23 protein-coding genes are annotated in these 25,110 nt (G+C 71.3%); 7 read left to right on the forward strand and 16 right to left on the reverse strand.

Features of this window, described 5'->3' with window-relative positions:
- Window positions 1-51: 51 nt before the first annotated feature.
- Window positions 52-1,239, reverse strand: coding sequence for a GTP-binding protein (locus AC4BDD_RS02470; protein ID WP_490689301.1), 1,188 nt, complete (start codon window positions 1,237-1,239; stop codon window positions 52-54).
- 406 nt (window positions 1,240-1,645) lie between these two features.
- On the opposite strand from AC4BDD_RS02470, the gene AC4BDD_RS02475 reads away from it, so the two are divergent.
- The 4 genes from AC4BDD_RS02475 (at window position 1,646) to lnt (ending at window position 7,941) form a co-directional block, all read left to right on the forward strand.
- Window positions 1,646-2,425 carry a TVP38/TMEM64 family protein gene (locus AC4BDD_RS02475; protein ID WP_490689302.1) on the forward strand — a complete coding sequence of 260 codons (780 nt, stop codon included), beginning with the start codon at window positions 1,646-1,648 and terminating at the stop codon, window positions 2,423-2,425.
- Window positions 2,426-2,765: 340 nt separating this feature from the next.
- Window positions 2,766-3,641: an undecaprenyl-diphosphate phosphatase gene (locus AC4BDD_RS02480; protein ID WP_490689303.1), complete on the forward strand. Its 876-nt coding sequence runs from the start codon at window positions 2,766-2,768 to the stop codon at window positions 3,639-3,641.
- A 127-nt stretch (window positions 3,642-3,768) separates the two neighbouring features.
- The gene (locus AC4BDD_RS02485; RefSeq protein ID WP_490689304.1) at window positions 3,769-6,159 is read left to right on the forward strand and encodes a SpoIIE family protein phosphatase; all 2,391 of its coding nucleotides are present in this window, start codon (window positions 3,769-3,771) and stop codon (window positions 6,157-6,159) included.
- 102 nt (window positions 6,160-6,261) lie between these two features.
- Complete coding sequence (lnt, locus tag AC4BDD_RS02490; RefSeq protein WP_490689305.1) at window positions 6,262-7,941, forward strand: apolipoprotein N-acyltransferase; 1,680 nt, start codon at window positions 6,262-6,264, stop codon at window positions 7,939-7,941.
- Here lnt and AC4BDD_RS02495 read toward each other — a convergent pair.
- Window positions 7,865-8,770 carry a Gfo/Idh/MocA family protein gene (locus tag AC4BDD_RS02495; RefSeq protein WP_490689306.1) on the reverse strand — a complete coding sequence of 302 codons (906 nt, stop codon included), beginning with the start codon at window positions 8,768-8,770 and terminating at the stop codon, window positions 7,865-7,867. The genes lnt and AC4BDD_RS02495 overlap by 77 nt on opposite strands.
- A gap of 239 nt (window positions 8,771-9,009) precedes the next feature.
- Between AC4BDD_RS02495 and AC4BDD_RS02500 the strand changes: the two genes are divergently transcribed.
- On the forward strand, window positions 9,010-9,522 hold the full coding sequence (locus AC4BDD_RS02500; protein WP_490689307.1) for a DinB family protein: 513 nt from the start codon (window positions 9,010-9,012) through the stop codon (window positions 9,520-9,522).
- A 14-nt stretch (window positions 9,523-9,536) separates the two neighbouring features.
- Here AC4BDD_RS02500 and AC4BDD_RS02505 read toward each other — a convergent pair whose 3' ends face one another.
- The 7 genes from AC4BDD_RS02505 to AC4BDD_RS02535 all read right to left on the reverse strand — a co-directional run bounded on the left by AC4BDD_RS02505 (window position 9,537) and on the right by AC4BDD_RS02535 (window position 14,375).
- Entirely contained in the window at window positions 9,537-10,067 is a 531-nt protein-coding gene (locus AC4BDD_RS02505; RefSeq protein ID WP_490689308.1) for a hypothetical protein, read from the reverse strand.
- A gap of 203 nt (window positions 10,068-10,270) precedes the next feature.
- Window positions 10,271-10,951: a uracil-DNA glycosylase gene (ung, locus tag AC4BDD_RS02510; RefSeq protein ID WP_490689309.1), complete on the reverse strand. Its 681-nt coding sequence runs from the start codon at window positions 10,949-10,951 to the stop codon at window positions 10,271-10,273.
- Between the two features lie 185 nt (window positions 10,952-11,136).
- Complete coding sequence (locus tag AC4BDD_RS02515; RefSeq protein ID WP_490689310.1) at window positions 11,137-11,901, reverse strand: SDR family oxidoreductase; 765 nt, start codon at window positions 11,899-11,901, stop codon at window positions 11,137-11,139.
- Window positions 11,902-11,918: 17 nt separating this feature from the next.
- A complete protein-coding gene (fabG, locus tag AC4BDD_RS02520; protein ID WP_490689311.1) occupies window positions 11,919-12,680 on the reverse strand; it encodes a 3-oxoacyl-ACP reductase FabG in 762 nt (253 codons plus the stop codon).
- Window positions 12,681-12,832: 152 nt separating this feature from the next.
- On the reverse strand, window positions 12,833-13,240 hold the full coding sequence (locus AC4BDD_RS02525) for a DUF3037 domain-containing protein (RefSeq protein ID WP_490689312.1): 408 nt from the start codon (window positions 13,238-13,240) through the stop codon (window positions 12,833-12,835).
- The gene (locus AC4BDD_RS02530; RefSeq protein ID WP_490689313.1) at window positions 13,237-14,061 is read right to left on the reverse strand and encodes a HipA family kinase; all 825 of its coding nucleotides are present in this window, start codon (window positions 14,059-14,061) and stop codon (window positions 13,237-13,239) included. Before AC4BDD_RS02530 ends, AC4BDD_RS02525 begins: the two co-directional genes overlap by 4 nt.
- Window positions 14,055-14,375 (reverse strand): hypothetical protein, encoded by a 321-nt coding sequence (locus tag AC4BDD_RS02535; protein ID WP_490689314.1) that lies wholly within the window; start codon window positions 14,373-14,375, stop codon window positions 14,055-14,057. The genes AC4BDD_RS02530 and AC4BDD_RS02535 overlap by 7 nt, the downstream gene beginning before the upstream one ends.
- Before the next feature lie 218 nt (window positions 14,376-14,593).
- On the opposite strand from AC4BDD_RS02535, the gene AC4BDD_RS02540 reads away from it, so the two are divergent.
- On the forward strand, window positions 14,594-16,336 hold the full coding sequence (locus AC4BDD_RS02540; protein WP_490689315.1) for a VanW family protein: 1,743 nt from the start codon (window positions 14,594-14,596) through the stop codon (window positions 16,334-16,336).
- 249 nt (window positions 16,337-16,585) lie between these two features.
- Here the strand turns inward: AC4BDD_RS02540 and AC4BDD_RS02545 are convergent, their stop codons facing one another.
- The 7 genes from AC4BDD_RS02545 to AC4BDD_RS02575 all read right to left on the reverse strand — a co-directional run bounded on the left by AC4BDD_RS02545 (window position 16,586) and on the right by AC4BDD_RS02575 (window position 23,608).
- On the reverse strand, window positions 16,586-17,053 hold the full coding sequence (locus tag AC4BDD_RS02545) for a hypothetical protein (protein WP_490689316.1): 468 nt from the start codon (window positions 17,051-17,053) through the stop codon (window positions 16,586-16,588).
- 129 nt (window positions 17,054-17,182) lie between these two features.
- The gene (locus AC4BDD_RS02550) at window positions 17,183-17,671 is read right to left on the reverse strand and encodes a GNAT family N-acetyltransferase (protein WP_490689317.1); all 489 of its coding nucleotides are present in this window, start codon (window positions 17,669-17,671) and stop codon (window positions 17,183-17,185) included.
- Between the two features lie 194 nt (window positions 17,672-17,865).
- Window positions 17,866-19,365, reverse strand: a complete 1,500-nt coding sequence (locus AC4BDD_RS02555; protein ID WP_490689318.1) for an ABC1 kinase family protein — start codon at window positions 19,363-19,365, stop codon at window positions 17,866-17,868.
- Between the two features lie 196 nt (window positions 19,366-19,561).
- Window positions 19,562-21,082, reverse strand: a complete 1,521-nt coding sequence (locus tag AC4BDD_RS02560; protein WP_490689319.1) for an oxygenase MpaB family protein — start codon at window positions 21,080-21,082, stop codon at window positions 19,562-19,564.
- The gene (locus AC4BDD_RS02565; protein ID WP_490689320.1) at window positions 21,079-21,765 is read right to left on the reverse strand and encodes a squalene/phytoene synthase family protein; all 687 of its coding nucleotides are present in this window, start codon (window positions 21,763-21,765) and stop codon (window positions 21,079-21,081) included. Before AC4BDD_RS02565 ends, AC4BDD_RS02560 begins: the two co-directional genes overlap by 4 nt.
- Window positions 21,766-21,942: 177 nt before the next feature.
- Window positions 21,943-22,626 carry a polyprenyl diphosphate synthase gene (gene uppS, locus AC4BDD_RS02570; protein ID WP_490689321.1) on the reverse strand — a complete coding sequence of 228 codons (684 nt, stop codon included), beginning with the start codon at window positions 22,624-22,626 and terminating at the stop codon, window positions 21,943-21,945.
- Window positions 22,627-23,098: 472 nt separating this feature from the next.
- Complete coding sequence (locus AC4BDD_RS02575; RefSeq protein ID WP_490689322.1) at window positions 23,099-23,608, reverse strand: MarR family winged helix-turn-helix transcriptional regulator; 510 nt, start codon at window positions 23,606-23,608, stop codon at window positions 23,099-23,101.
- A gap of 252 nt (window positions 23,609-23,860) precedes the next feature.
- Here AC4BDD_RS02575 and AC4BDD_RS02580 point away from each other — a divergent pair, with 252 nt between their 5' ends.
- Window positions 23,861-25,084: an MFS transporter gene (locus AC4BDD_RS02580; RefSeq protein WP_490689323.1), complete on the forward strand. Its 1,224-nt coding sequence runs from the start codon at window positions 23,861-23,863 to the stop codon at window positions 25,082-25,084.
- Window positions 25,085-25,110: the final 26 nt, after the last annotated feature.

The following is a 25,110-nucleotide window of genomic DNA, read 5'->3' on the forward strand; positions in this document are numbered from 1 at the left end:
CCCCTCCCGGGCCGGGCCCTTCCTCGACCGGGTCAGTCCTCCCGTACTGGGTCAGTCCTCCGTGACCGTCAGCACGGTCCCCACGCCGACCGTCACCCCGCCCTGGCGCATCGCGAAGCCGAGCCCCGGCTCCAGGGGCAGTCCGTGGTCCAGCTCGACCGGGACGGTGACCCCGCCGCCCGGCCGGGCCGTCCGGCGATGGCCGAGGTGGACGGCACCAGGGACGTCGGCCGTACGGATGTGGAAGCGCATGCGCCGGCCGGGAGACGCCAGGCGGTGCGGCCCGCCCTCCCCCGCGGAGCCCAGCGACACCCGGGCGGTGAAACGGCGATGGGCCACGGCACTGCCCGCGGCCACCGCGACCTGGCCGCGGCGCACCGCGCTGGGCGGCACCGCCTCCAGCAGCAGCGCCACCGGGTCACCGGCCTGCGCGAATTCCATCGGCCTGCCGGACATCCCGACCTCGCCGACCGTGGTCCGGACGGGCTGCCCGGTCGCGCCGCCGAGCAGGTCGAGGCGGTCGCCGGGCCGGACGGTGCCGCGTTCGACGACGCCGGTGACGGCCGTGCCGCGCCCCGCGGTGTGCGTCACGCCGTCGACCGCGAGCAGGAACGGCCCGTGGAGGGAGCGCGTCGGCGTCGGCACGAAGGTGTCGACGGCGTCCAGCAGTGCCTCGACGGCCCCGGTCCAGCGCGGGTCGCCGTCCAGCGCCCGCACCCCGCTGACATGGACCAGGGGGGTGGTCGGTCCGGGATATCCGTGCGCGGACAGCAGCTCGCGGACCTCCCGCTCGACCTGGCCGCAGTGCTCCCGGTCCCCGGTGTCGGCCTTGCTGAGTGCGACGACGATGTGGTCGACACCGGCTTGCCGGGCGAGCAGCATGTGTTCTGCGGTCTGCGGCATGATGCCGTCGGCCGCGGAGACGACCAGGATCGCGCCGTCGAGCCGGGCCGCGCCGGCGACCATGTCGCTGATGAGATCGGCATGGCCGGGCAGGTCGGTGTGGGCGTAGTGCCGGGTGCCGGTCTCGTACTCCAGCTGCGCGGGGTGGATGGTGATGCCGCGCACCCGCTCCTCGGGGGACCGGTCGATCCGGTCGACCGGGACGTAACGGCCGGATCCGCGCTCGCTGAGCACTTTGGTGATCGCGGCGGTCAGGGTGGTCTTGCCGTGGCCGAGGTGGCCGAGGGTGCCGATGTTCAGGTGGGGCTTGGTGCGGACGAAGCTCTGCGGCGACATGCCGGGCGTTTCCTTCCTGATGGAGCCGCCGGACCGCGGCGGACAGGGCGGCGAAGGGGTCACGGAGAGTGCGGAGAGTGCGGAGTGAGCGCCTCGGCGACCGCGCCGCCCCGCCGCTCGCGGGTTCGCTGTCTTCCGAGGTCCTGCGAGGCCCTGCAGGCCCTGCGAGGCCCTGCGAGCTCCTTCGAGGTCTCTCGACGACGTTCGAGGGCTTCGAAAAGGCTTCTTCGAGGTCTTCGCGGGGATCGGCTGGGGGCCGGCGGGCGGGCTGCCGCGGGCTCCGAGCGGTGGACGGCCGCCTTCGGCGCGTCCGCGGTCGCGGACGTCGGCTTCGCGAGGCGTACCGGGGTATCCCGTCGATCATGGCGCCACGGCCGACCGGGGGCGAATGGTTTTCGGGGCCGGAATGTCCGGTTTCTGTCGCAGCTCACCGCACTCCCGGTCCGCTCGCGGCCGGGTCGGATACGCTCCTTCGGTGCTCGAACCCGCTGCCACGACCCAGAATCCGGCCCGGCGCCTGGCCCGCGTGCTGCTGTCGCCCTGGTCGCGGCTGGCCCTGCTCGTCGCACTGCTGGCGGGCGCGGCGAGCGCCGTGCTGGTGTGGCAGCCGCACCGGCTGATCGCCGACGGCTGGCCGGAGCGGCTCTCCGGCGGTGGCGCCGTGGTGGTGTTCGCGCTCGCCTATGGCGTGTGCACGGCGGCCCTGGTGCCCCGACCACTGCTGAATCTGGCGGCGGGCGCGCTGTTCGGCGCCCAGGCGGGGCTGCCGGGCGCGGTGGTGGGGACCGTGCTGGGCGCGGGGATCGCCTTCGGGCTCGGCCGGGTGCTCGGGCAGGACGCGCTGCGGCCGCTGGTGCGCGGCCGCTGGCTGACGGCGGCTGACCGGCAGCTGTCGCGGCACGGCTTCCGCTCGATGCTCGCACTGCGGCTCTTCCCCGGAGTGCCGTTCGCCGCGGCCAACTACTGCGCCGCGATCTCCCGCATGGGCTGGCTGCCCTTCCTGCTGGCGACCGGGCTCGGCAGCGTCCCGAACACCGCCGCGTACGTGGTGGCGGGCAGCCGGGCCGCCACCCCCACCTCGCCGGTCTTCCTCGCGGCGGTGGGCTTCATCATGCTCACCGCGACCGGTGCGCTGGCCGTGGCCTGGCGCAGGCGGGGCCGCCTGGCGCAGGCGCGCGAGCACTGAGCCGGCTACCTCCCCCGCCATGGAGCGGCCGAGCCGACCCGGCCGCTCCCCTCCCTGCTCCCCTCCCCCGCGCTCCGGTGCCGGGGGCTGTGGCTCGCGTCGTCCGCAGGGGCGCTACGCTGCCTCCCGACTGGCGCGCGATCACCGCCCGTTTACCGCGCCACCAGCCATCCAGAGAAACTGACTCGCCGTCAGTCACGTCAGCAAAGGCTCAGCATGCGTAAGGCCGCACCCTTCCTCACATGATCGAACGCGCACTTCGTCCGGCTGCCCACAACCGGCCCCCGACCTGTGAGCTCACCGGTCAGGCCATGATCACCTCTCGGATGGCCTAGTTTTCATGTCTTGGTTCGAATCCTTCATCCTCGGACTGGTCCAGGGGCTGACCGAGTTCCTGCCGATCTCCTCCAGCGCACATCTGCGGCTCACCGCCGCCTTCTCCGGCTGGGAGGACCCGGGCGCGGCGTTCACCGCGATCACCCAGATCGGCACCGAGGCCGCCGTGCTCATCTACTTCCGCAAGGACATCGCACGGATCATCTCGGCCTGGTTCCGCTCGCTCGTCAACAAGAGCATGCGCTCCGACCACGACGCCCAGATGGGCTGGCTGGTGATCGTCGGCTCGATCCCCATCGGCGTGCTGGGCATCACCCTCAAGGACCAGATCGAGGGTCCGTTCCGCAACCTGCTGGTGACCGCCACCATGCTGGTGGTGATGGGCATCGTGCTCGGCATCGCGGACCGGCTGGCCGCGCGTGACGAGACCGGCGGACGCCACCGGGCGGTCAAGCAGCGCAAGACGCTCCAGCAGCTGAACGTCCGGGACGGCCTGATCTTCGGCGTGTGCCAGGCGATGGCGCTGATCCCCGGCGTCTCCCGGTCGGGCGCCACCATCAGCGGCGGGTTGCTGATGGGCTACACCCGGGAGGCCGCGGCGCGGTACTCCTTCCTGCTCGCGATCCCCGCGGTGCTGGCCTCCGGCCTCTTCGAACTCAAGGACGCCTCGGAGAGCGGACACGTCTCCTGGGGCCCGACGATCTTCGCGACGATCATCGCGTTCGTGGTGGGTTACGCGGTGATCGCGTGGTTCATGAAGTTCATCACCACCAAGAGCTTCATGCCGTTCGTCTACTACCGCATCCTGCTCGGCCTGCTCATCTTCGGGCTGGTGGGCTTCGACGCGCTGAGCCCGCACGCCGGCGAGGCCGCCGACTGACCGTCGTCTCCCACCGGTCTCCCATGAAGCCGGTCCCATACGTCCCCTGGGCGTGCGGGACCGGCTTCCCTGATACTGGGAAGCAATCTGCCCGGCGGGGACAGGCCCCCCACCAGCCAGGAGCACGATGGGCGCCAACGCAGGCATCGAGCGCCCCGGCGACGGGGCGGGTCTCTTCGATGCCGTCGCGACCGCCGTACTCGACGCCGACGGCACGGTGCTCCGCTGGTCCGCCGCCGCGGCGGCGATGCTGCAGCTGCCGGCCGCGGAGGTCTGCGGTCGCCCGGTGCGCGCGCTGCTGGCCGACCCCGACCCGGAGGCGGAGGCAGCGGCGGCGGGCGCATTCCCGGAGTCCGGACGGGCCCGGCTGCGGCACGGGGCCGGCGGCACGGTCGACGTCAGCTTCCGGATCATGCCGCTGGACGGCTCCACCGAGTCCCTGGTGGTGGCGGTGGAGACCCGGCGGGCCACGGAGTGGGAGCAGAGCACGGCCTTCGTGCGCGCGCTGTTCGCCCAGGACATGTTCGGGGTCGGGATCCACGACACCGACCTGCGGACGGTCCGTACCAATGCCACCGCGGCGATGATGTTCGGCGACCGGACGGCACCGCCGGCGGCCGGGCTGGAGGAGGTCCTGGCGTCCGGGGGCATCGAGGGCACCCTGCGGCAGGTCCTCCGGACGGGCATGCCGGTGCTCGGCAACCAGCAGCGGGTCCCTCCGCCCGGATCCCCGGGGCAGTGGCGCACCGTGGCACTGTCCGCGTTCCGGCTGGAGGACGGCCGGGGGCGGCCGTCGGGCGTCGCCTCCGCGTTCTTGGACATCACCGAGCAGCAGCGGGCCCGTGACCACCTGGACCTGCTGAACGAGGCCGCCACCCGGATCGGCGGGTCGCTCGACGTCACCCGCACCGCACAGGAGGTGGCGGACGTCCTGGTCCCGGCCTTCGCCGATCTGGTGGGGGTGGACATCGCCGCGGCGGTGCTGGAGGGCGAGGAGCCGCCGACGGTGCTGGGCCGCCGGCAGCATCCGCTGCGCCGGGTGGCGGTCGCCTCCTCCTCCGGGGTCTGGCCGCCCGGCTTCCTGGACCGCGGCGCGATCGTGCCCCGGCTCCCGGACTTCCCGCTGCTGCGCCAGGTGCAGCAGGGCCACGCCGTGGTGACCGACCGGGAGCATGTGATCGCCGAGTTCGGCAAACCGCACCTGGTCAAGGCGCTGGTGCCGCCGGGCGGGCACTCCCACGCGGTGGCGCCGCTGTTCGCCCGTGGCCTGATGCTGGGCACGGTGATGGCCTGGCGGATCGAGCGCCCCGAGCCGTTCGACGGGGAGGACGCCGAGCTGCTTCTGGAGATCGCGTCCCGGGCCGCCCTGACCGTCGACAACGCCCGGCGCTTCACCCGTGAGCACCGGACCGCGATCGCGCTCCAGCAGAGTCTGCTGCCGCCGGCCGTGACGGACACCGCGGCGGCGGAGACCGCGGGCATCTACCAGCCGGCCGGTGGCGGGGTCGGCGGCGACTGGTTCGACGTGATCCCGCTGCCGTCGCTGCGGGTGGCCCTGGTCGTGGGGGACGTGGTCGGCCAGGGGCTGCACGCCACCGCCACCATGGGGCGGCTGCGCACCGCGATCCAGACCCTCGCCGATCTGGAGTTGGATCCCAAGGAACTGCTGACCCACGTCGAGGACCTGGTGCTGCGGCTGGCCCGGGAGGCCGGGCCCGGTGTCCCGGACGCGGTGGGCACCACCTTTCTGTACGCGGTCTACGACCCGGTCTCCCGCCAGGTCACCTTCGCCGGCGCGGGGCACCCGCCGCCGGTGGTGGTCGGGCCGGACGGCACCGCGCGGGTCGTCGAGATCGCGCCCGGCCCGCCGCTGGGCGTCGGCGGCCTGCCCTTCGAGACGACCACGGTCGATCTGGCGCCGGGCAGCGTGCTCGCCATGTTCACCGACGGGCTGGTGGAGCGGGAGGCGGAGGAGCCGGCCGCGGCGCTGCGGCTGCTGACGGAGCGTCTGGCCAGGCACTGCCGACCGGACCGCGCCCTGGACGAGGCGGGCACCGGGCTGCTGGCGGATGCCGGCGGCCGCCCGCCGCACGACGACATCGCCCTGCTGCTCGCGCGGACCCGGGCGGTGGCGCCCGAGTCCACCGCGGACTGGGAGTTCCCCGCCGACCCGGCCGCGGTGGCGGACGCCCGCGAGGCGGCGAGCCGGCAGCTCGCCGCCTGGGGTCTGGACGACATCGCCTTCACCACCGAGCTCGTGGTGAGCGAGCTGGTCACCAACGCCATCCGGTATGCCGGCGGCCCGATCGGGCTGCGGCTCATCCGGGGGAACGTGCTGGTCTGCGAGGTGACCGACCCGAGCAACACCCAGCCCCGGCTGCGCCGTGCGCTCACCACCGACGAAGGCGGCCGCGGTCTGTTCCTCGTCGCCCAGCTCACCGCGCGCTGGGGCTGCCGGTACGGCCACCGGGGCAAGACCATCTGGGCCGAGCAGCCGCTCACCCCCCAGGCGGGGTGAAGCGGCCGCCGGTGGGGTAGGACCCGGGCCGTGCCAGGCCCTGTGCGTGATCGCTTCCGTCGCGCACACTGGTGACCAGCGGAGTTTGGAGGCAGGAGGGACGTGCCCATCCCGGTCGACCGCGGGAAGCGCTGGGGGCGCCGCTCGTCCCCGGGGCTCACCTCGGCTCAGCGAACCGGCTCGTCATCCCGGAGAACGGGTTCGGCGGACCGGGCCGGCGCGCTCGGGCCGCTCGCCTCCCCGTGGGCGCGTGGCGGCGCCGCGGTCGTGGCGGGGGCGCTGCCCGCGCTCGCCTTCCCCGAACCGTCCCTGTGGTGGCTGGCGTATGCCGCGCTGGTGCCCTGGCTGCTGCTGGTGCGGTCGGCCGGTACGCCGCGGCGGGCGGTGCTGGACGGCTGGCTGGGCGGGGCGGGATTCATGCTCGCCGTCCACCACTGGCTCCTGCCCAGCCTGCACGTCTTCCTCTTCGTACTCGCCGCGCTGATGGGGCTGCTCTGGGCGCCGTGGGGCTGGCTGGTGCACCGGCTGCTGCACGATGCGCCGGGCCCGGGCCGGGTGGCCGCCGCGCTGGTGCTGGTGCCGTCCGGCTGGCTGATGGTGGAGCTGCTGCGCTCCTGGGAGTACCTGGGCGGGCCGTGGGGGCTGCTGGGGGCGAGCCAGTGGCAGGTGGAGGTGGCGCTGCGGCTGGCCTCGGTCGGCGGGGTGTGGCTGGTGAGCTGGCTGATCGTGGCGGTGAACACGGCGCTGGCGGTGCTGATCGCCCTGCCCCGGGCGCGGTACGCGGCGGTGGCCGGCACGGCGGCCGGGGCGTGTGCCGCGACGGCCGCCGGGGTGTGGGCGTGGGCGCCGGAGCCCCAGCGTGCCGGGACGGTGCGGGTCGCGGTGGTCCAGCCGGGGGTGGTCTCCGGGTACGAGAAGCGCTTCGACCGCGATGCGGAGCTGACCGCGCGGCTGGCCGGTCAGGACCTGGACCTGGTGGTCTGGGGCGAGAGCAGCGTCGGCCAGGATCTGACCCGGCGGGCGGACCTGCGGCAGCGGCTGGCCGCGCTGTCCCGCGCGGTGGACGCGCCGCTGCTGGTGAACGTGGACGCGCGGCGCCGGGACGCGGCCGGGATCTTCAAGAGCGCGGTGCTCGTCGGCGCCCAGGGGCCGACCGGGGAGCGCTACGACAAGATGCGCTTGGTGCCGTTCGGCGAGTACATCCCGCTCCGTTCGGTGCTGGGCTGGGCCACCTCGGTCGGGAAGGCCGCGGCCGAGGACCGCAAGCGCGGCACCGCGCCGGTGGTGATGGCGCTGCCGGGGGCTGGGGGCCTGCGGATCGGCCCGCTGGTGTGCTTCGAGTCGGCGTTCCCCGACATGAGCCGGGCGCTGGTGCGCAAGGGGACGCAGCTGCTGATCGCCCAGTCGTCGACCTCGACCTTCCAGCACAGCTGGGCCCCGGAGCAGCATGCCTCGCTGGCCGCGCTGCGGGCCGCCGAGACCTGGCGGCCGATGGTGCACGCGACGCTGACCGGGGTGAGCGCGGTGTACGGGCCGCGCGGTGAGGCGGTGGGCCCGCGGCTGGGCACCGGCCGCAGCACCGCGGTGGTGTACACGGTGCCGCTGGGGCGGGGCACCAGCCCGTACGTGGCCCTGGGGCCCTGGCCGGTGTACGGGTCGATGGGCGCGCTGGTGGTCTTCGGCGCGGTGCTCGGGGCGCGGGCGGTCAGCGGGCCTGGTCGAGCACGTCCCGCACGATCCGCTCGCACAGCTGGTGTGTCAGCAGGGCGTCCTCCGCGGTGACCAGCACCTCGGCGCGGACCGCGTCGAGGAAGGCGAGGGTGATCTGCTCGATGCCGCGCTGCCGGGCCACCGGGACCCAGTCGCCCCGGCGGCGCACGCTGGGCTGGCCCTTGTGGTCGATGACCTCGGCGAGGTTGACGACCTGGCGCTTGGTGTCGTGGCCGGCGACCTCCAGGATCTCCTCGACCGAGCCGGACCGGCGGTTCATGCTGCCCAGCGCGGTGAAGCCGTCGCCGGAGAGCTGGAGCACGATGTGCTCCAGCAGGCCGTCGCGGACCCGGGCCGTCACGCCGACCTGGTCGATGGGGCCGGGGGCGAGGAAGCGCAGCGTGTCGACGACGTGGATGAAGTCGTCGAAGACCATGCTGCGCGGGTCCTCGGGGAGGCCGACGCGGTTCTTCTGCATCAGGATCAGGTCGCGGGCGTGTTCCCGGCACTGGGCGTAGCCGGGGGCGTAGCGGCGGTTGAAGCCGACGGTGAGGCTGACGCCGCGCGCGGTGGCCAGCTCGACGAGCCGCTCGCAGGCGGGCAGGTCGTAGGCGAGCGGCTTGTCGACGTAGGTGGGGACGCCGGCTTCGAGGAGCCGGGTGACGATCTCGGGGTGGGTGTCGGTGGGGGCGTGGACGAAGGCGGCGTCCAGCCCGGCCCCGAGCAGCGAGTCCAGATCGGGGTGGCGGTGCAGCGCCGGGATGCGGTGGGCGTCGCCGACCCGGTCCAGGGTCGCGGGCGTACGGGTCGTCAGGTGCGGCTCCACGCCGGGCTGGGAGGTCAGCACCGGAAGGTACGCCTTCTGTGCGATGTCGCCGAGCCCGATGACCCCGACCTTCACTGCGCTCTCCCTGTGTTGGCGGTGTGCGGACCCGTATCGCCGGAAGGGGCGGCCGGGCTGTTCCGCGGCGTCTTCTCCCCGGGCAGCATACGTGCGGGCCGGCGGCGGCCCATCGGCGGTCCCGGCCGGCGTGCGCGGCACGGCACGGCACGGCAGCGGAACGGCCAGGGAGCCGTCGCGCGGCGGGCGGTGCCGATAATCGCTGGTGGGCCGTACTGCCCGTTGCCATGATGACCGCCATGACGACGACCGAACGCATCGAACGCATCGACCCGCCGCTGCGGACCGATGAACGCACCATGCTGGAGAGCTGGCTCGACTACCACCGGGCCACCCTTGAGTTGAAGTGTGAAGGGCTGGACGACGCGCGGCTGCGGGAGGTGTCGGCGCCCCCCTCGACGCTGTCGCTGCTCGGGCTGGTGCGGCACATGGCGGAGGTGGAGCGCAGCTGGTTCCGCCGGGTGCTGGCCGGTGAGCAGGCCCCGCCGCTCTACTACAGCGAGGAGCATCCGGACGGCGAGTTCGACCTGGCCGGGCAGGACACCGCCGAGAAGGCGTTCGCCACCTGGCGCGCGGAGATCTCCGCCGCGCGTAAGGCCGCCGCCGGGCGCTCGCTGGACGACACCGGGCTCCGCGGCGAGAGGGAGTACAGCCTGCGCTGGATCTATGTGCACATGATCGAGGAGTACGCGCGGCACAACGGCCACGCCGACCTGCTCCGCGAGCGGATCGACGGCGTCACCGGCGACTGAGCCCCGTTGGGGCGTCACCCCTGGGGCGGGGTGGGCTCTCCGGGCGTGCCGCGCCGGGCGCCGTCCCCGGCCGGCTCGTCGAGCCGCAGGCCGAGCCGGGCGATGGCCGCCCGGACCCCGTCGCTGTACTCGTCCTGGCCCAGCATGCCGCAGGCCGCCCGGGCCAGAGCCAGTTGGCTGCGGGCGGCGGCGAGCTGACCGAGCTTCACGTAGTCGGCGGCGAGGTTGAGGTGGAGCGAGGGGTAGAAGGCGCGGACCGCGATCCGCGCCGTGTTCCGCTCGGCGCCGTCCCCGGCGACCGCGTCGGCCGCCGCCAGCGCCAGCAGGTCCCACATCAGCTCGTCGGCCGGATCGTCCTGGGTGTCGGCCATGTAGTGGGCCAGGGTGCAGCGGTGGTACGGATCGCCGTCCTCCCCGATCTCCTCCCACAGCTTGCCGAGCCGGTTGCGAGCCTCCTCCCGGTCACCGCCCTGGTGCAGCATCGCCGCCTGGCCGATCCGGGTCATCACGGCGTCGTCCGCCGGGTCCTGCTGCGCTGGTGCCATCACGGGCTCCCGTCCGTCTGCCTCTGCCGCGCCTTCCGCCGTCCTCCCGACGCTAACCGCAGCCAGGGAAAATCCTGGTCAGGCGCTCGTATCTCCGGGGCGGTCGGCCCACAGCACTCCGCCGCCCCGGTGATGGCGAGCCGGTGATGCCCGGCCGGTGACGGCGCCCGGGGCGAGGTCCGGCCGGCGACGGCGAGCCGCCGTCAGGCACCCAGGTCCGGGATCCGCCAGTCGATCGGCTGGTGCCCCTGGGCGGCCACCGCCGCGTCGATCTGGGTGAAGGGCCGGGACCCGAAGAACTTCTTCGCGGAGAGCGGGGAGGGATGCGCGCCCTTGACGACCGTGTGCCGCGCCTCGTCGATCAACGGCAGCTTCTTCTGCGCGTAGTTCCCCCACAGCACGAACACGGCCGGATCCGGGCGGGAGGCCACGGCCCGGATCACCGCGTCGGTGAACTTCTCCCACCCCTTGTTCTTGTGGGAGTTGGCCTCGCCGCCGCGCACCGTGAGCACCGCGTTGAGCAGCAGCACGCCCTGGCGGGCCCACGGCATCAGATAGCCGTTGTCCGGGATGGGGTGGCCCAGCTCCGCGTGCATCTCCTTGTAGATGTTGCGCAGCGAGGGCGGGGTCTTGACGCCGGGCCGCACCGAGAAGCACAGACCGTGGCCCTGGCCCTCGCCGTGGTACGGGTCCTGGCCCAGGATCAGCACCTTGACCTGGTCGTACGGCGTGGCTTCCAGGGCCGCGAACACCTGGTCGCGCGGGGGGTAGACCGGGCCGTTCGCCCGCTCCTCCTCGACGAACTCGGTGAGCTCCTTGAAGTAGGGCTTGTCCAGTTCCTCGCCGAGGACGGCCTGCCAGGACTCGGGCAGTGTGTCGGTCACGTGGGTGTTCCTCCGGTGCGTGTCTGCGTAACGGGAAGAACGTACCGGCGACCACTGACAACGCACGGCCGGGGGCGGACCGTGCCCGGGAGGCCGTGCCCGGGAGGTGGGAGCCGGGGGGTGGGAGCCGGGGGTGGGGCCGTGGTGCCGCCGGGGGTGTCCGGCACCACGGCCCGCCCCGGGTCTCAGGCCCCGACGCCGGCGTTGAGGAAGATGCCGCCGTCCACCACCAGGGTCTGGCCGGTGATCCAGCCGGACTGGTCGGAGGTGAGGAAGGCGGCCGCGCCGCCGATGTCCTCGGGCACGCCCAGACGGCCCAGCGGGTAGGCCGCGGCCGCCTCCTCCTCGCGGTTCTCGTACAGCGCCTGCGCGAACTTGGTCTTCACCACCGCGGGGGCGATGGCGTTGACCCGCACCAGCGGGGCGAACTCGTGTGCCAGCTGCGCGGTCAGGTTGATCATCGCGGCCTTGCTGACCCCATAGGCGCCGATGAACGGCGACGGGGCGAGTCCGGCGATGGACGCGATGTTCACGATCGCGCCGCCGTTCTCCTTCTGCCAGGCCGCCCACGTCCGCTGGGCGAAGCCGAGCGCGGAGACGACGTTGATCTCGAACACCTTGCGGGCCACACCGAGGTCGAGTTCCGCCAGCGGTCCGAAGACCGGGTTGGTGCCGGCGTTGTTGATCAGGAAATCGATGCGGCCGAACGCCTCCATGGCGCGCTCGACGGCGGCCGCCTGGTGCGCCTCGTCGTGCGCCTTGCCCGGCACCCCGATGGCCCGGTCCGTGCCGAGCCGCTCGACGGCCTCCTTGAGGGCGTCCTCGTTGCGGCCGGTGATGCAGACCCGGTCACCGCGGGCCACCAGGGCCTCGGCGACGCCATATCCGATGCCCCGGCTCGCCCCGGTGATGAGGGCGACCTTGCCGGAGTCCGGTACCTGTGCGGTCATGTGCTCTGGTCCCCTGTTCAGTTGAGCGGGCCGCCGGCCACGTACAGGACCTGGCCGGAGACGAATCCTGCGGCGTCGCCGGTGAAGAAGGCGATGGCGTTGGCGATGTCGTCGGGCTCGCCGACGCGCTGGACCGGGATCTGGGTGGCCGCGGCGGCCTTGAAGTCCTCGAACTCCATGCCGACGCGGGCCGCGGTGGCCGCGGTCATGTCGGTGGCGATGAAGCCGGGGGCGACCGCGTTGGCGGTGACGCCGAACTTGCCGAGCTCGATGGCGAGGGTCTTGGTGAAGCCCTGGAGGCCCGCCTTGACGGCCGAGTAGTTCGCCTGGCCCCGGTTGCCGAGCGCGGAGCTGCTGGAGAGGTTGACGATCCGGCCGAATCCGGCGTCCACCATGTGCTTCTGGCAGGCCCGGGACATCAGGAACGCGCCGCGCAGATGGACGTTCATGACCGTGTCCCAGTCGCTCTCGCTCATCTTGAACAGCAGGTTGTCGCGGAGCACACCGGCGTTGTTGACCAGGATCGTCGGCGCGCCGAGCTCCTGCGCGACCCGCGCGACCGCGGCGGCCACCTGCTCGGAGTCCGAGACGTCTGCGCCGACCGCCAGCGCCCGGCCGCCGGCCTCGGTGATCTTCGCCACGGTGTCCGCGCAGGCCGCCTCGTCGAGGTCGAGTACGGCGACGGCGCGGCCCTCTGCGGCCAGTCGCGCAGCGGTGGCCGCGCCGATGCCGCGGGCCGCGCCCGTCACGATGGCAACGCGCTGCTCGGTGGTGGACATGCGGGTTCTCCTCGCCTCGGTAGCGGCTCACCGCCCGAGCCGGAGACCCCAGCCGGTGAGCAACCGCTTAGTCGCTTCAGCAGACGAGACGCTAGAAGCCCCACCACCGCATGTCAACGCCGCGCCCCGGCCTGCCGGGGAGCGCGATCCGGTCAGCGGACCAGCAGCTCCAGCAGCCGCTCGACCTCCGCCTCCGGGTCGCGGGTCAGGCCGGTGTGCACCGGGCCGGGCTGGACGACCGTGCTGCGCGGCGCCACCAGCCAGCGGAAACGCCGCCCGGCGTCGTCCCCGGCGGCCTGCCCGGCCTGCGCGCCGCCCCGGCAGACACCTTCGACGGCGTGCAGCGCGGCCTTGACCCCGTCCAGGTCCGCGGCGGGGTCCAGGGCGCGCAGCCGCTCCTCGTCCAGGTGGGTCCGGGCCGCCACGAAGGACGCGGCCTGGCAGTAGAGGACCACACCGGCGTTGATCTGCTCGCCGCGCTCGACGCGCGGGACGACACGCAGCAGCGCGTACTCGAAGACCTCGCGGCGGGCCGGCTGTCCGCTGTGCTGTTCACTCATGTCACTGCCTTCCGGTGCAGCCGGGCGGCGACCCAGTCCGGTGCCTGCGCTGTCTTGTCCTCGGTGCGCTCACCGATACGGATCCGGTCGCCGATCACCGCTGCCCGCTCCAGCAGCACCTCGACGTAGACGCGGCGCACCGCGTCGGGGCCCTCGAAGCCCGGCTCGTCGGCCAGCCACTCGTCCGGCACGTCGGCCACCACCTCGGTCAGCAGCTCCTCGGTGATCTTCGGAGCCAGCTCGGCGGCGGCCGCCGCGACGTCGGGGTCGAAGGAGGCGAGCACATGGTCGGAGGCGTCGTACGGCTTGGCGGCCGCGGCCTGGGCGCCACGCCAGCTGTGGTGCCAGATCATCGTCGCGCCGTGGTCGATGAGCCACAGCCGGCCATGCCAGACCAGCAGGTTGGGATTGCGCCAGGACCGGTCGACGTTGTTGATCAGCGCGTCGAACCACACCACCCGGCCGGCCTCGGCGGAGCCGACCTCGAAGGCCAGCGGGTCGAAGCCGAGGGAGCCGGGGAGGTAGTCCATCCCGAGGTTCAGCCCACCGCTGGCCTTCAGCAGCCCCTGGACCTCCTGGTCCGGTTCGGCCCGGCCGATCACCGGGTCGAGCCGCATCCGCACCAGGCCCGGCACGCGCAGCCCCAGCCGCCGGCCGAGCTGCCCGCAGATGACCTCGGCGACCAGGGTCTTACGCCCCTGCCCGGCGCCGGTGAACTTCATGACATACGTACCGAGATCGTCGGCTTCGACGATCCCCGGCAGCGATCCGCCCTCCCGCAAGGGCGTGACATACCGGGTGGCGACGACTTCTGTCAGCATTTACCCAGGCTCCGCGACTCTTTTGCCCTGCAATCCATGGCCACCTTCAAACCGGTCCAACCGGGCGAACCACCCGCGATCAGCCCCGGGGAGAATCCGGGGGAGTTTCGACAGGCACGCCGAGCCCCCTTCCCCCCGAGCAGCCCGTCAGTGGTGGTGCGCCCCTTCCTGCCGGCCTCCGGCATGAAGTGAGCATAGTAACCGAGCGTGACCACCGGCGAGGAGTGGCCGAGCCGCCGCACCAACGTCACCTGCTCCACCTGCTCCACCTGCTCCACCTGCTCCACCTGCTCCACCTGCTCCACCTGCTCCACCTGCTTGAGGAGACCACCGGGAGGCTGCGGCACTGTGGCAGGGCGCCGCAGCCAGCGCAAGGTGACGGGGCGGGCGCAAAGGGTTGCACGATATGCCCGGAATGCGGGCATGAGAGAAGGGTCACCGCCCGAACAAAACGGATTATCTGGATCTTCCGCCCCTGTTCGGCCTACGGTCGTAGGGCTACCCCTGACTTCTCACCACACCGGGAGGGTGTGTGCGCCGCCGCTCCACGACCGACCACGCCGCCGCGAGCCCGACCGGGTACCGCGGTCACATACGCAAGGCGGCGATCGCGACCGGCGCGGTCGCGGCCGTCGCCGGCGGACTGTACGTAGCGGGTCTCGTCACCACCGGGGACGACATCTCGGCGGGTACCCGGGTCAACGGGATCGACATCGGCGGCCTGAGCCGTGCCGAGGCCGCCGCCCGGCTCGCCTCCGCGGCCCCCGCCGCCTGGAAAGACCCGATGCGGGTCACCGTCGGTGACGCGACGACCACTGTCGACCCCGCCTCGGCCGGGCTGACGGTCGATGTCCAGGCCACCGCGGATCGGGCGGCCGACCCGTCCCGCGGTCCGTTCGCCGCGATCGGCCGGCTCTTCTCCTCCGGTGCCCGCGACATCGAGCCCGTCGTCTCCTTCGACAGGACCAAGGCACACGCGGCCGTCGCGGCGGCCGCGAAGGAGCACGACCGCCGGGTCCGCGAGGGCGCCGTCGCCTTCAAGGACGGGAAGGCGGTCGTGACGCAGCCTCGCGACGGGCAGATACTGGACACGGACAAGGCCGTCGAGGCGTTGCGCACCGCCTACCCCGCGGCCGGCGATGGCGCGCCTGTGGCGCTTCCGGTCTCCGTGACACAGCCGCATGTGCGGGGGGCCGAGCTCTCCCGCTTCGTGAACGAGTTCGCGAAGCCCGCCATGTCGGGCCCGGTCACGCTCACCTCGGACGACAAACGGCTCCAGATCCCGGCGGCCACCCTGGGCGACCACCTGACCGTGAAGGCAGACGGCGGCCGACTCACCCCGTCCCTCGACGCCCGGGCACTGATGCGCGACCCGGCGATTTCCCATCCGCTCGACACGTTCACCGGCGCGCCCGTCGATGCTCGCACCAGGGTGCGGGACGGCAGGCTCGTCGTGGAGCGGGACGGCCGACCCGGCCGTCAGGTGTCGGCCGAGGCCCTCGGCCGGGCCGTGGAGCCACTGCTGACCAAGAAGGGCGCGGCGGCCCGTACCGGCCCGGTCGCCGCCACGGTGACCCAACCGAAGCTGACGGCGCAGACGCTCGCCCGGCTCGGGATCACCGAGCAGATGTCGACGTTCACGGTGAACTTCCCGACCACGCCGTACCGCACGACCAACATCGGTCGGGCGGTCGAGCTGATCAACGGCTCGGTGGTCCAGCCGGGCGAGGTGTGGAGCTTCAACCGCACGGTCGGTGAGCGCACCGAGGCCAACGGCTTCGTCGACGGCACGATGATCATGGACGGCCAGTACCGGAAGGCCCCGGGCGGCGGTGTGTCGGCGGTCGCCACCACCGTCTACAACGCCCTCTTCTTCGCCGGGGTCGAGCCCCTGGAGCACGGCGCCCACTCCTTCTACATCGAGCGCTACCCGGCGGGACGGGAGGCGACCGTCGCCTGGGGCACGCTCGACCTGAAGTTCCGCAATGACTCCGGCAAGCCGATCTACATCAAGGCCAGTTCGACGGACTCGTCGGTGACGGTGAGCTTCCTCGGCACGAAGAAGTACGACTCGGTGACGGCGCACGCCGGCCCCCGAACCAACATCACGCCGCCGAAGGAGCGCAAGGGCACCGGCGAGACGTGCGAGGTGCAGGAGCCTCTGGAGGGCTTCGACACCAAGGTCGATCGCGTCTTCACCAACGACGGCGTGGAGGTGAAGCGCGAGACATTCAGCACGCACTACACCCCGCGGGACAAGGTGACCTGCGACTGATCGACAGCCGGGGCGCGGCGACCGCCCGCGCGCACCGGCACCCAAAGAAGCCCTGAGAATCTCACCGTGGCGACATGGAGGCCATGGCCTCGTGAGGCTTGGAGGGTTTCACGAACTCGCCCCTGGCCGGCGTGGACGCCGCGATGTTGGACGAGGGCGGACACGTTCTCGTTGGGCGCGCGTACGACGGCTACTCGGTAACCGAGATGCCGATGTACCCGGCCGCATCCCTTACGTTCAGGAGGTGGGCTACCCCATGACCGATCGGGCCGCGTCGAGGAACGCCAGCCGGTTCTCCTCCAGGTAGTCCCGTACGCTCTCGCCGTCGGGCAAGCCTTCCCATACTGTTCGGTTGAGGTCGAGGAAGTACGCACGCGCCGCGTCATGCACGGGCAGGGGGAACTGAATGCGGATGAGTCGCTCGGCGACCCAGAGCCTGTTCATGACGTCCTGAGTCTTCAGGCACCAGGGGTGGGTGTCGTCGAACTCGGAAGGCCGGCTGAACGCGGAGCGTTCGGCCTCGGCCCCCAGCTCCACGAACCGCTCCAGTAGCGCCAGCCGTTCCGCGCGCCGCGCCTCCGCCAGGGCGTTCCGCTGCCGTTGTTGTTCACCGCGTTCCGCTGACAGATGGGTCCTGTACTGAACGAGGTAGGACAGCATGCCGCCGAGCGCAACGCCGCCCAACGATATGAGTGAAACCCAGACCTGACCTGACATGGTGGTTATCGTTGCACGCCGTCGATCCGGGCGGACGTGCCCCACGATCTTGGGGGACGACACCCGGAGCCGATGACTACATGACCTGCCGCGACGCGTTCGCCGGCAGATCCCGGAGGGTCGCTGAGCCTACGCGAGTTCCTTCCGCATCAACGTGCAGATCGTTTCGTAGCGGCGCAACGATCCATCAGGGGCTTGCTCATCCCACGAGTCCGGCTGACGGTCGTACGCGACATATCCCAGTCGTTCGTATAGTGCCCGTGCCCGGGGGTTGTTCTCCTCCACCGCCAGCTCGGCCTGCCGCAGACCGCGGCTCCTGATTCGCAGTTCTGCAGCTTCGACAAGGAACGTGCCGATCCCGCACGACTGCAATGCGGGGTGGACCGCCAGCTGCCACAAAGTGCCGACACCGCCCTTGACCTGGTAGTCGACGCCACCCTTCGCCACAGGAATGTTGGTTGCGGGGCAGACCGCAAGGTAGTCGACCTCACCGATCCGCGCACGTTCCAACTGCTTGGCGACGCCGGCCAGGTGGTGGTCAGACCCTGCCCACCCGCACGATGCAAGGTCCGCATGCACCAAGTCACGGGCTGACAGCTTCAACACGATGTCGGTCATCTTCAGTACCTCCGGCGAGCCAGCTTCCACGCTGATCACACGGGGCGCAAAGCCGTTTCCTCGGCCCGCACTCGTGGCTCACCGGTCACCGCGATTGGCCGGTAGTTGACACTCGGGCACCGCCACCAGGGTCTGTCCGGCGGATCATGTAACTGCGAGTGCCCGGTCGTTGAGCCCCTACGAGACAGCCTTCATCATCGCGGGACATGGCGCGTCACCCGGTGCACCGCCCACGCGGCAAGCGCCCACCCTGCTGCGGCACTGCCGTAGCGTGCCAGAGGGCCGCGCCCTTCACCACCGATACCGTGACCGGGCAATAATCCCCCACGCACTGCGCCCTCCTGCCCGGCAAGAACACGCAGAACAGCGCGCGCCTGGTCCATGGCGCTGTCACCGACCGCCAGCAGCTCCAGCCCTCGCCGTGCCACCTGATCTTGTGACAGGTGCTTGCGCGCGAGCTCACCCATGACATCCATCAGCGCCTCACGGAAGACTTCCGTGGCTGACAGGTTCGGGGCCATGCCGCGCACGGTGCCCTCGACGTTGGCCATGGACTTGCCCAACATGCCGATCATGGGGCTGGTACGGATCCCGCGCCGGGCGGCGCAACGCAGAATCGTGGACAGGGCCGAGCCGAAGTTCATGTCGTCGAGCCGGCTCGTGGCCAACTGCGGCACCAGGCGCGTCAGATCGTCCCGGAAGCCCGGCATGTCCGTGCGCGGGGTCGACCGGCCGAGCTCAAGCCAGGCAGCGGCCAGCCCGCGCGCGTCGTTCTGGGCAATGCTGGTGAACGCGAGCGCTCCCAGCGTCCCGGTATGCCGGTCGACGCGCCCGGCCATCCCCCAGTCGATCAAGGTCGCCCCTGTCTCGGGGTGGAGAAAGACATTTCCCGGATGCGGATCGGCGTGGAAGAAGTGCTCGACGAAGTATCCCCGGTACATGTACCTGAGCAGTTCGGCGCCCACCCGCTCACGCTGCTCCTCGCGCAGGTCGGCCGCCGCCCCGGCGCTGAGTGCCCGTCCGGGCGCAACGCTCTGGATCAGCACCCGCCGCCCGGCCTGCCGTACCGCAGGCACCGTAAGGTATTCAAAGCCCCGGGCCGCCCGGCGGCCGGCCTCCATGTGAGCGGCCTCAGCGGTGAAGTCCAGCTCCGGACGCATACAGTCAAAGATCCCTTGCAGGACCGCGTCGAGGTCCAGCACCTCTGCGAGCCGGGGAACCGCCCGCCCCGTCATCCGGGCCGCTCGGCTCAGCGCCGCCATGTCCGCCTGCATCCGGCCCCCGGCCTCGGGCCGCTGCACCTTGAGCACCGCATGGCTGCCATCGTGCAGCACCACGGGATACACCTGGGCCAGCGATGCGGACCCGCAGGGCCGACCGGTGTCGACCTCGCGGAACAGCTGCCGCCAGTTGCGCCCCAGTTCCTCCTCGAGGACCGGCTCGAAAACGGCGAACGGCGCGACCTTCACCGTGCCTTGCAGCCGTTCCAGTTCCGTCACCAAGGCGCCGGAGACCAGATCCGGTCGGGTGGCCAGTACCTGTCCGACCTTGATGTAAAAAGGCCCCAGCCCCTCCATCGCTTCGCGGATCCGCCGCGCCCGGGAGCGGTGCGCATCCGCTCTTCCCTCAGCCGTATCGGCATTCTCCTGGGCCGTGAGCACGTCGTGCGCAAGCAGTCTGGCCAGCCGGACCACGGCAACGCCCCGAACCGCGTCCATTACTCGGGCCCAGCAGGCATATTATTTCTCACACCCCGACCATGCCCCGCGAGAACGCGGTACAACCAATTGTCGTGACACATCGTAAAACGCGGCAGTTGACCGACGCGGGGAATGGCTCGATCACCGAGTTCGCTCCTCCATTACTTCGCCGGTAATGACCTGGATGACCTCAGGCCCGTCCCAGCAACTGGGTTCCGGCCACGCTTGATTTCCGGGCCATGAAGAAGGCGGTGAAGCCGTCCAGGAGTTCGGGCAGGCTGATCGTGCCGTCTTTGTCGACGTCGAGTTCGTCGAAGCCGCGGTCGAGGTCACCTGGGTCGATACGGCCGCCCGCGAACACCGTGCGGTATTCATGCCGCTCGATCACCCCGCTGCCGTCGGTATCCACTGCCTCGAACATGGCGCGCACAGCGTGGTGCACGCCGTCGCGCACATATCCGGGATCTGCGTCGCAGTTTCGGAGGGTTGCCGTAATCCACTCGTTCTTGCTGATTCTTGCGTCACCGTCGGTATCCATGGTGGAGCGCATGTGCTCCCACCACGCGGTGAATCCGGCGTACACCCTGTCTTCCTGCTCCGGCGAGAGTTCCAGCGGCCAACAAACGGCACGGGCCATCGCTTGGAGGTCGTGGGCGTCGATCCTGCCGTCACCGGTTTGATCGAGCACCTGGGAGAAGAAACGGCCCAGCCGGTCCGCCCTGGAGTCGCGGTCCGGCCCGCGGACGGCTGCGGAAGCCACCGCTTTGACCAGCCCCAAGGGCCGGGCCAGTAAACCAGCGCCGGGAAGTTTGAAGCCGCCGGGGCGGCCCTCGTCCGTCTCGTCCAGGGCCTGGCCCGTCATCGCGGCAGCGGCGATCGGCATGTACCTGCCGCGCACGGGCAACGGTTCCATCGCGGTGCGCGCGGTGTGGTGCACGGTGCGCACCAGCGTGCGGTCGGCCTGACCCACGTGCAGATGGAGCCGCTCCCGGTAGGTCCGCGGCAGTTGTGCGGCCACCGCGCCGGGCATCAGCATCGCCGCTGAGGAGCGCATCAGTGCCCACAGAGGCGGGCACCAGTCCAGCAGTGACGGTGTCGCGGCACCTCTGTACATGTCCCGCATCAGGAAACGGACCTCAGTGTTGTCCTCCAGCACATCACGCTGCATCCGCTCGAAGTAGTCCCAGAAGCCGTCGAGATCGGGCGGCAGCAGGTCGTGGTCGAGACCGAAGGCGCCCAGAGTGGCACGCCACTCGTCGTACAGCCTCGCCTCGTAGGCAGCCTTGAGCGGCCTGCCGGCGAACCGCTCCATGCTGCTCATCGCCTCGAAGACGGTGCCGAGCACCCAGGCCCGCACCTCCGGCTGCTCGGCGGTGTAGGCGCGGCCCCGCTCATCGGTGCCCTTGATGCGCCGGTGGGCGCGCAGGATCCGCTGCACCTCCTTGTGCCGCTGCTCGGGCGGGGCGTAGACGAATCGCTGAAGGCTGATCAGGGTGTGATCGACGCGTCGCCAGGGATGGGTGCGATAGGTGGAGTGCTTCGCCAGGCCGGCACCGACCACGGGGTGAGCCGCTTGCAGCACCAGCAGGCGGGGCATCACCAGTGCCATCCGCCACTGGCCCAGCAGGTTCCAGGTCACCGACCCGGGGCCGGGGAAACCCGTCCAGTCGATGGGGACGTCGGGCTGGGAGGTCGGCAGGGGTGCGGTCATGACGGGATGCCTTCCATGTGCTGTCGCCGGGCGCTGAGGAGGACTCTGAGCGAGGGCATCAGGGGGGTACGGATGGTGTTCCGCGTCAGGTGGCGTCCGGCTCGTCCGACTGCCCGCAGCTGGATCTGGTGCACGTCGAGGAACGCCGTCATGACAGGGGCGAACTCCGGTGGCAGGAGCGGCAGGATGTCACGGGCCCGGTCGAGGGCCGCACCGGCGAGCTCGATCTGTTCGTGCAGCTGTCGGCCGGTGTGCGGCAGGCAGGGCAGCCCGGCCCGCAGGTCATCGGCGAGGTCGCTGAGGCAGTCGATGCGCTGCGCCGCCTCGGCCGCGTCGCGCAGGGCGCGGACCACCTCCGGCGTGCGGCATCCGGGGTGGACTCCGCTGAGCAGGAGCATCAGGGGATGCGAGACGCGGTCCACGTAAGCCTGGAAGCCGGCCTCCGAGCCGAAGTCACGGTAGCCGAGGTCGCCGGCCATGCCGTCGATGAAGTTGCCCACCCACGCGTCGGGCAGCCCGGTCCGATCCAGGGTGTGCAGCAGCGCGGCCAGCCGGGGATCGTCCGCACGACGGTCGGCGAGAGCTGCCCGTACGGTGGCCTCCCACGCACGGAAGCGGTGCGGGCGCCAGGCGACCGGCCCACTGTCGGCAGCGGTGTCCGTGGCGTGAGCGAAGGCGTACACGCACAGGATGTGCGGCTGCAGCCGGGATGGTGCGAGGAGTCGAGTGGCCGCGTAGTAGGGGGGCTCGAGTCGGCGAACCTCGCGGGCGATATCCCGATACGTGTTCCGCACCCAAGGCTCGTGAACTCCGGCACGATCCAGCACGGCCCGGTACGAGGCGGGCGGCACGAGCTTCATTCAGGCCGCCCCTGCGCTTCCGAACCGGCGTTCCCGCCCGGCATAGTCGGCCACCGCCTGCCAGAGGGCGAAGCGGTCGAAGTCCGGGAAGAGAACGTCGGTGAAGTACAGCTCCGCATAAGCGCACTGCCATAGCAGGAAGTTACTGATCCGGTGCTCGCCCGAGGTACGGATGAGCAGGTCCACATCGGGTACACCGGGTTGGTACAGCCGGCTGGTCAGCGACGCGACATCGATGCGGTCAGGGCTCAGCCGTCCGTCGGCGGCGTCCCTGGCCAGCTCGGCGGCCGCCCTCAGCAGTTCGTCGCGGGCGCCGTAGTCGACACAGAAGACCAGGTCCAGAGTCTGGTTGCCTCGGGTGAGCTCTTCGAACTCGGCGAGGGTACGGCCCAGCGCGACAGGTACCCGGTCGCGTCGGCCGCACCACAGCGCACGTATGCCCTTGGCGTGCAGCGCAGCACGATGGTCGGTGACGAAATCACCGATGATCTCCAGAGTCCTTGCGACTTCCTCCGGCTCGCGTCGCCAGTTCTCGGTGGAGAACAGATAGAACGACAGGTACCGGATCCCCGCCTCCACAGCACCGTCGATGGTGTCGAGCAAGCGCGGCACGGCGGCGGCATGCCCGGCGTTGCGGGCCAGTCCGCGACGAGTGGCCCACCGGCCGTTGCCGTCGACGATCAAGGCAACGTGTGCGGGGAGACGCTCCGGCACCAACAGGGGCGACCGGCCTCCGGACTGATGAGACTCGGACGATAACGGTGTACCGGCCATTCAATTCCATTCTCTCTTTCGCGCTGCTTCCGGCCTCGTTCGTACCCAACCCCCATCAGCCTGAATCGCTCTGACTTTTCGGCCGCACTGTTGTGCGACGCCAGAGGGGAGGATCCACGCGGGAATTCAGATTGACGTAACGCTTTGCGACGGTCCGCCGGGAGTGTTCGCCGACCTTTGTTCGATAAGGCGATAACACGAAAGGGGGAGTTTATACATGCGCCACAGGAGAAGGCGAAAAGGACGTGAGGCGAGAGCCCGAGGTATGGACGGGCGGCGCTGTCTACCGCCCTGGGCCCGGGCGGCCTCGCGCAGCTGCTGCGGCCCGGCGGGGGAAGCCGCTCTGGATGCCGCGCAAGAGGCACGCATGGCCGCGCTGGGGTCAGGTGATCGACGTGTCCCCGAGGGCCTCACTGATTTCGCGCAGCGCGTCTGCGGCCCGCGCGACCGTGTCGCGGTCGACGTCGGCCAGCAGCCGCTCGTAGTTGCGCAGGTGGTCGGCCATCGCGGAGTCGATGATGCCGGCGCCGTGCTCGGTGAGGCGGATGTACACGATCCGGCGGTCACCGCCCTCCCTGACCCGCTCGACCAGCCCTTTCGCCTCCATCTTGTCGATGCGGTTGGTGATGGCGCCGGAAGTCACCATGGCGGCCTTGAGGAAGGCACCGGCGGTCAGCTGGTACGGCGGGCCGGAGCGCTTGAGCGTGGTGAGCACGTCGAACTCGCCGTAGTCCAAGCCGTGCTGGGCGGCCGTCGTCTTGCAGCTCTTCTCGACCACGCGCGCGAGTCGCTGAATCCGGGCCAGTGCGTGGACCGGCCACAGGTAGGGGATCAGGTCGGGGCGCTCCTTCTCCCACTGCCCGACGATCGCGTCCACGGCATCGCTCATCATGACCCCTTCCTGTTCATCCCAGCGAACACAATCTCAATGTTAAGACACTTGACGTTGAGATGACAGTCGTGCTGTTATCTCAACGTTGAGATTGTTAACGCTGAAGGACTGGAGCGACACGCCATGAGCCTCGTTGTGGTACCCGCGCTCCCCGCGCCTCGCCTACGAGGACGTCGTCACCACCGTCTGAACCTCTCTCCCCGCCTCCTGCTCCTGCCTCTGCTCCTGCTCCGCCTGCCGATGGAGACCGCCATGTCCTTGCTCACCCGTACGAAGGCCGCTACGACGCCCACTCCCCCAGCAGCGTCTCCGCCTCCGGTCCTGTGGCTCGCACTGCTGGCCACGCCGATCGCCCTGAGCGCCAACAGCCCGGTGCTGATCCTCCCGGAGATGGCGGCCGCGCTGAACGTCCGTACCGCCACGGTCACCTGGATCGTCACCGCCTTCGCCTGGGCGATGGCCGTCGGCACCCCGCTGATGGCGAACGTGCTGCGCCGCCGTGGCCTGCGCACCGCCCTGCGCACAAGCGCCGCGGCCGTCGTGGCGGGCACGGTGCTGGTGGCCTTCTCGCCCTGGCTGCCGCTCGTGATGGGCGGCCGTGCGGCCCAGGCCGTGGGCGGCGCGGGCCTGGTGACCGTGGCGATGAGCCTGGCCGGCTCGGCCCGACGGATGGGCGTCATCACGGCCGGCTTCGGAGTCCTGGGCGCGGTCGGCCCGCTGCTCGGCTCGCTCCTCGCCGAGACCGTCTCCTGGCGCCTCTCGCTCTCCGTGTCCGTGCTCGCGCTGCCGGCCGTCCCCGCGGTACTGCGCCGGGCGGACACCACGGCCCCCACGACGCGAACACCCTTCGACGCCCGCGGCGCCCTGCTCCTCGTCCTGACCGCGACGGCGCTGGTGTTCCTGCCGCGCTACCCGCTGGCGGCCCTGCCCGCCGCGCTCCTGGGAGCGGTCCTCCTGGGCCTCCACGTACGCGCGGTCCCGCACGGCTTCGCGCCCCTCGCGGTGCTCCGCAGCCCGGTGTTCGCGGTGTCCGCCCTGCTCGCGATGGCCCTGTCGACCTCGTACTTCACCCTGCTGTTCACGATCCCCCAGTTGCTTCGCGACCGCACCGACTGGTCGACCCCGGCCATTGGCACGGGTCAGATGGCCGCCCTCCTCGTCGGCTCCCTGCTCTCCTGGCTCCTCGCGGCCGCGTCCGCCCGGATGAACCGCTCCCGGGTCATCACGATCCTCCTCGTCCTCGGCGCCCTGGCACCCCTCACCACCCTCCTCACGCCCTGGGCCCCGCTGCTCCTCCTCGCCGCCTCCCTCGCGGTCTTCGCCACCACGGCCGGCAACGGAGTCCTCGCGGTGCAGGCCGCCCAGGCCGCTCCCGCCTCCGACCGCCCCACCACCATCGGCCTCTTCAACCTCGCCTACCAACTGGGCGGCGCCTTCGGACCGGCCTTCGCGGCCCTGCTGACCCTGGGGACATGAGCCCAGCCGGCGAAGTGCCACGACGG

Source organism: Streptomyces sp. JLBT605 (assembly GCF_058215555.1).